Source organism: Kitasatospora sp. NPDC029367, assembly GCF_055569135.1.
Genome location: NZ_JBVHYH010000062.1, coordinates 51,123 through 56,533, shown reverse-complemented (window position 1 = coordinate 56,533; position 5,411 = coordinate 51,123). Strand labels below are relative to the sequence as shown.

Here is a 5,411-nt window from a genome sequence, read left to right as displayed (position 1 = left end):
CGCAAAAGCCCCTAACCACCCGGGTGGGTACCACGGGGGGGGGGGGGGGACCCCCGGCGGTAGTAAGGCCGCTGGGCCCCGGGGTGGTGTTCCCCCGCCCGGGCCCCCGCTCCGCAAGGCTTCTGGCTTCTGACGCCTCGCTCAGCCGTTGTTGCCGTTGCCGTGCGGCGGCAGCTGGGCCTGGATCTGGCTCATCACCGTGCTGTCGGCAAGGGTGGTGGTGTCACCGACCTCGCGGCCCTCGGCGATGTCGCGCAGCAGACGGCGCATGATCTTGCCGGAACGGGTCTTCGGCAGCTCGCCGACGACCTTGATCTGCTTCGGCTTGGCGATCGGGCCGAGCGTGCGGCCGACGTGGGCGCGCAGCTCCTCGACCAGCTCGGGGCTCTCAGTGGCGCCGCCGCGCAGGATCACGAACGCGACGATGGCCTGGCCGGTGGTGGGGTCGGCGGCGCCCACCACGGCGGACTCCGCCACGGACGGGTGGCCGACCAGGGCCGACTCGACCTCGGTGGTGGAGATGTTGTGGCCCGAGACCAGCATGACGTCGTCCACCCGGCCGAGCAGCCAGATGTCGCCGTCCTCGTCCTTCTTGGCGCCGTCACCGGCGAAGTAGCGGCCCTCGAAGCGCGACCAGTAGGTGTCGATGTAGCGCTGGTCGTCGCCCCAGATGGTGCGGAGCATGGACGGCCACGGCTCGGTGAGCACCAGGTAGCCGCCGGAGCCGTTCGGGACCTCGTTGGCCTCGTCGTCCACCACGGTGGCCGCGATGCCCGGCAGGGCGCGTTGGGCCGAGCCCGGCTTGGTCTCGGTGACGCCCGGCAGCGGGCTGATCATCATGGCGCCGGTCTCGGTCTGCCACCAGGTGTCGACGATGGGGGCCTTGCCGCCGCCGATGTGCTCGCGGTACCAGACCCACGCCTCGGGGTTGATCGGCTCGCCGACGCTGCCCAGCACCCGCAGCGAGGACAGGTCGAACTTCGCGGGGATGTCGTCGCCCCACTTCATGAAGGTGCGGATCGCGGTCGGCGCGGTGTAGAGGATCGTCACGCCGTACTTCTGGACGATCTCCCAGAACCGCCCCTGGTGCGGGGTGTCCGGGGTGCCCTCGTAGATGACCTGGGTGGCGCCGTTGGAGAGCGGGCCGTAGACGATGTACGAGTGGCCGGTGACCCAGCCGATGTCGGCGGTGCACCAGTAGACGTCGGTCTCCGGCTTGAGGTCGAAGACCGCGTGGTGGGTGTAGCTGGCCTGGGTGAGGTAGCCGCCCGAGGTGTGCAGGATGCCCTTGGGCTTACCGGTGGTGCCCGAGGTGTAGAGGATGAACAGCGGGTGCTCGGCGTCGTGCGCCTCGGGGGCGTGCTCGGTGGACTGACGCGCCGTGATCTCGTGCCACCAGACGTCGCGGCCCTCGGTCCAGGCGATCTCCTGCTCGGTGCGGCGGATCACCAGGACGTGCTCGACGCCGTCGACCTTGGTGAGCGCCTCGTCGATCGCCGGCTTGAGCGCGGAGGCCTTGCCCCGGCGGTAGCCGCCGTCGGCGGTGATGACGAGCTTGGCCTGGGCGTCCTGGATGCGGGAGGCGACGGCGTCGGCGGAGAAGCCGCCGAAGACCACCGAGTGGGTGGCGCCGATCCGGGCGCAGGCGAGCATCGCGACGACCGCCTCGGCGATCATCGGGAGGTAGACGGCGACCCGGTCGCCCTTGCGGACGCCGAGCTCCAGCAGCGCGTTGGCGGCCTGCGAGACCTCGTCCTTGAGCTGGGCGTAGGTGATCGAGCGGCTGTCGCCGGGCTCGCCCTCGAAGTGGATGGCGACCCGGTCGCCGAGGCCGTTCTCGACGTGGCGGTCAACGCAGTTGTAGGCCACGTTGAGCTTGCCGTCGGCGAACCACTTGGCGAAGGGCGGGTTGGACCAGTCGAGCGTCTCGGTCGGCTCGACCGCCCAGCTCAGGCGGCGGGCCTGCTCGGCCCAGAAGCCCAGACGGTCCTCGGAGGCCTGGGCGTACGCGGCCGCGGTGACGTTGGCCGCTGCGGCGAGCTCTGCCGGCGGGGCGAAACGCCGCTCCTCCTTGAGCAGGTTGGCCAGGCTCTCGTTGCTCAACGCGCACTCCTCATCGAGTCATGATCTGGGGCGATCCCGCGGGTGGGGATTGTCCCGTGTGTCCCAGCGCACAGCTCACCAGGCGAATGGCCCAGTTGACAAGAGGCTCCCTGCAATTGGTGTAGACCTTTGACCGATCGTCGAACGGTCGATCGCCGATTCGGCCGTACGGTGGGCCGATCGTCGTACGACGATCGCACGACTGTGGTTCCGGTCACGGTGGTGATCATGGTGCCGGTCACGACGGCGATGACGGGCGATGACGGTCGATGACGGTCATGGTGATGGTCACGGCGACGACCCCGGCCCGACCGCTGCCCGGCCCTGGCCCGACCACTGCCCAACCACGGCGCGACCTCCGCGCGGCCCGCCGCCCGGAGGCGGCAGGCCGCGCGGCGGCCGGAGGGCCCGTGTCCCGGCCCGCCCGGCGGGAGACACGGGCCCGGCTCTCAGGCGGCCAGCTGGGGCCCCTCCTCGCTGCCGGCGGCCGGAATCCGGGCGTCGTTCCTCACCCGTTCGGCAGAATCGCCGTCTGGCCGGGCCTCGACCGGGCTGAACGTCCCGGCGGCGCGGTCCAGGACGTAGGCCTGGGCGGTGGCGAAGTCGAAGTACATCCCGACCAGGCGCAGGGTGCCCTCCTCGACCCGGCGCTCCACCGCGGGGTTCGCCATCAGCTGGTCCAACTGCTGCACCACGTTGGTGATGCAGAGCTGCTCCGCGAGGTCCACGACCGGCCGGTCGGCGAACTCGGCCGGGGCCCGTCGGAGCCGGTCCAGCGAGCCGCGGCCGTTGCGCAGCCATCGGGTCAGCGGGGTGGGTGACCCGGGGCGCTCGTGCACGCCGTCCAGCAGGGCTTTCATCGCGCCGCAGCCGGAGTGGCCGCAGATCGTGATCGAGCGCACCTCCAGCGCCTCGACCGCGTACTGCACCGCGGCGGCCACCGAGTCGTCGGCCGCCCCGGGCTCGAACGGGGCCGGCACCAGGTTGCCGACGTTCCGGACGGTGAAGAGGTCGCCCGGCCCGCTGTTGGTGATCATGCTGGGCACCATCCGGGAGTCCGCGCAGGTCAGGAAGAGCTGGGACGGCGTCTGCCCTTCCCGGGCCAGTCGGGCGAGTTCGGGCCTGACCAGCGGAGCGGTGTGCTGCTGGAACACCCGGACGCCGTCCAGCAGCCGGCCGTGCGGGTCCTCCTGCTGCTCGATGCAGTGGTGGCCGCCCCAGGGCGTCCAGGCCCGGCAGCGGTGCGGGCCCGGTGAACTGCCCGCGCGGACGGTGCCGTCGGGGTCGAGCACCTCGTCGTCCTGGCGCCGCGTCACCAGCGAGACCTGGCCGCCCGCGGCCTGGTGCCCCGTCCGCCAGTCGTGCAGTGTCTCGTAGGCGGCGTGGTCCAGGAAGGAGCCGTCGTGCACCACGGTGACCTCGGCGCCCGCGGGGATCCCGGCCAGCGCCCGGCTCAGCCGGGGGACGGCGGTGAAGGTGAGCGGACCGTGGGTCTGGACGGTGACCGAGCCGTCGGGGCCGGTCGCGACGTCCACATGGGCCCGGGTCAGCCGGTAGAGCGCGAGCAGCACGGCGGTGGCGGCACCGAGGCCGACGCCCCACAGCACGCCGAAGGCCACCACGGCGAGCAGGGTGGTCAGGTAGACCGGGAACTCGCGGTGCCGGTGCACGTTGCGGATGTGCGCGAAGCTCACCATCTGCAGCCCGACCACCAGCACCAGCGCGGCCAGTGCGGCCAGCGGGATCCGGCGCAGCCCACCGGTCAGCGCCAGTGCGGCCACGAGCACCCAGACTCCGTGCATGACCGAGGCCCATCGGCTCTGCCCGCCGGCCCGGACGTTGGCCGTGCTGCGGACGGCGCCGCCGGCGATCGGCAGTCCGCCGACCAGCCCGCTGACCAGGTTGGCGAGGCCCTGCCCGCGCAGCTCGCGGTCGAGGTCGCCGGTGCGCTGGGACATCCGGTCCACCGCCACGGCGGACAGCAGCGACTCCACGCTCGCGACGGCGGTGACGGTCAGGACGGCGGCGAGCACCCCGGCGAGCGAACCGTGCGGCAGCGCGGGCACCAGGGAGTGCGGCTGCCAGGCGGGCAGTTCGATGTGGGCGAGCTGCAGGTCCAGGGCGAGGGCGAGTGCGGTGGCGACGGCCACGGCGGCCAGCGGGCCGGGCACCTTGGTCAGGCGGGCACCGAACTCGCCTGCGCGGCCCGGGAGTCGGTCGAGCCTGGGCCAGCCCAGCAGCACGGCCACGGTCACCGAGCCGGCCAGCAGGGCGGGTGGGTGCGGACCGGCCAACTGCCCCGGCATCGCGAGCAGGTTGGCGAACGCCGAGCTCTGCGGGGAGCCGCCGAGGACGACGTGCAGCTGGGCGATGGCGATGGTCAGCCCGACCCCGGCCAGCATGCCGTGCACGATCGCGGGTGAGACCGCGAGTGCCGTCCGGGCCACCCGGCGTGCGCCGAGCAGGAGTTGGAGCAGTCCGGCGGCGAGGGTGATGGCGCAGGTGGCCCGCCAGCCGTACTGGGCGATGAGCCCGGCGGTGATCACGGTCAGTGCGGCTGAGGGGCCGCTGACCATGAGCGGGGTGCCGCCGCACAGCCCGACCACGATGCCGCCCACGGCCGCGGCCGCCAGCCCGGCGGTGAGCGGGGCGCCGGTGGCGAGCGCGATGCCGAGGGAGAACGGCACGGCGATCAGGAAGACCACCACGGAGGCGGAGAGGTCCTGGGCCCACCGGGCCCGGGAGCCGGGGCCGGGTGGCGCGTGGTCGGTGGTGTCGGAGGCGATGGGTGCGCTGGAGATGTCGAGGGTCATGGTCTTCCCGTCTGTCCGGGGGAACGAACGCAGTCAGGTCCGGTGGTGAGTCCGGGGTGGGGCTCCGGGGCGGATCGGCTGTCGTGGGTCGCGACGGTGTGGCGGGATGGCGTGGGCGCGGCGGGGAATGCGGGTGTCACCGGCCGGCGTCGACCATCGGGGCCCGCCAGGGGCCAGGGCGAGGTGCGGGATGTCTCGCCGAGGGCCGTCGGGACGGGCCATCAAGACTCGGTAAACCGAGGGTAATGAAAGCTTTGCACAGCGTCGTTCTCGGAGGGAAGCGGAAAATCGCTGGTTCACTCCATTGGGTGGTGTTCGAACGGACGGGAATCTGCTGGTGGGAGGCTCGGGGCGGCCCCTGGGCGCTCCCGGGGCGGTCCTGGACGGTCGGCTGGGGTGGGGTCGGAACGGCGAACGGGCCGGGGGGGGCCCCCCGAGGGGGGGGGGGGGGGGGTGGCCTCGCTGTTGGGGGGTTGGTTGTTTTTGGGGGGGCGG

The 5,411-nt window shown here is 72.6% G+C and carries 2 protein-coding genes; both read right to left on the bottom strand.

The window, feature by feature from the left end; translation table 11 throughout:
• Nucleotides 1-141 precede the first annotated feature (141 nt).
• Nucleotides 142-2,103: an acetate--CoA ligase gene (gene acs / locus ACZ4W5_RS27960; protein WP_360226992.1), complete on the bottom strand. Its 1,962-nt coding sequence runs from the start codon at nucleotides 2,101-2,103 to the stop codon at nucleotides 142-144.
• 449 nt (nucleotides 2,104-2,552) lie between these two features.
• Nucleotides 2,553-4,916, bottom strand: a complete 2,364-nt coding sequence (locus tag ACZ4W5_RS27955) for a SulP family inorganic anion transporter (RefSeq protein ID WP_465657647.1) — start codon at nucleotides 4,914-4,916, stop codon at nucleotides 2,553-2,555.
• Between the last annotated feature and the right edge of the window lie 495 nt (nucleotides 4,917-5,411).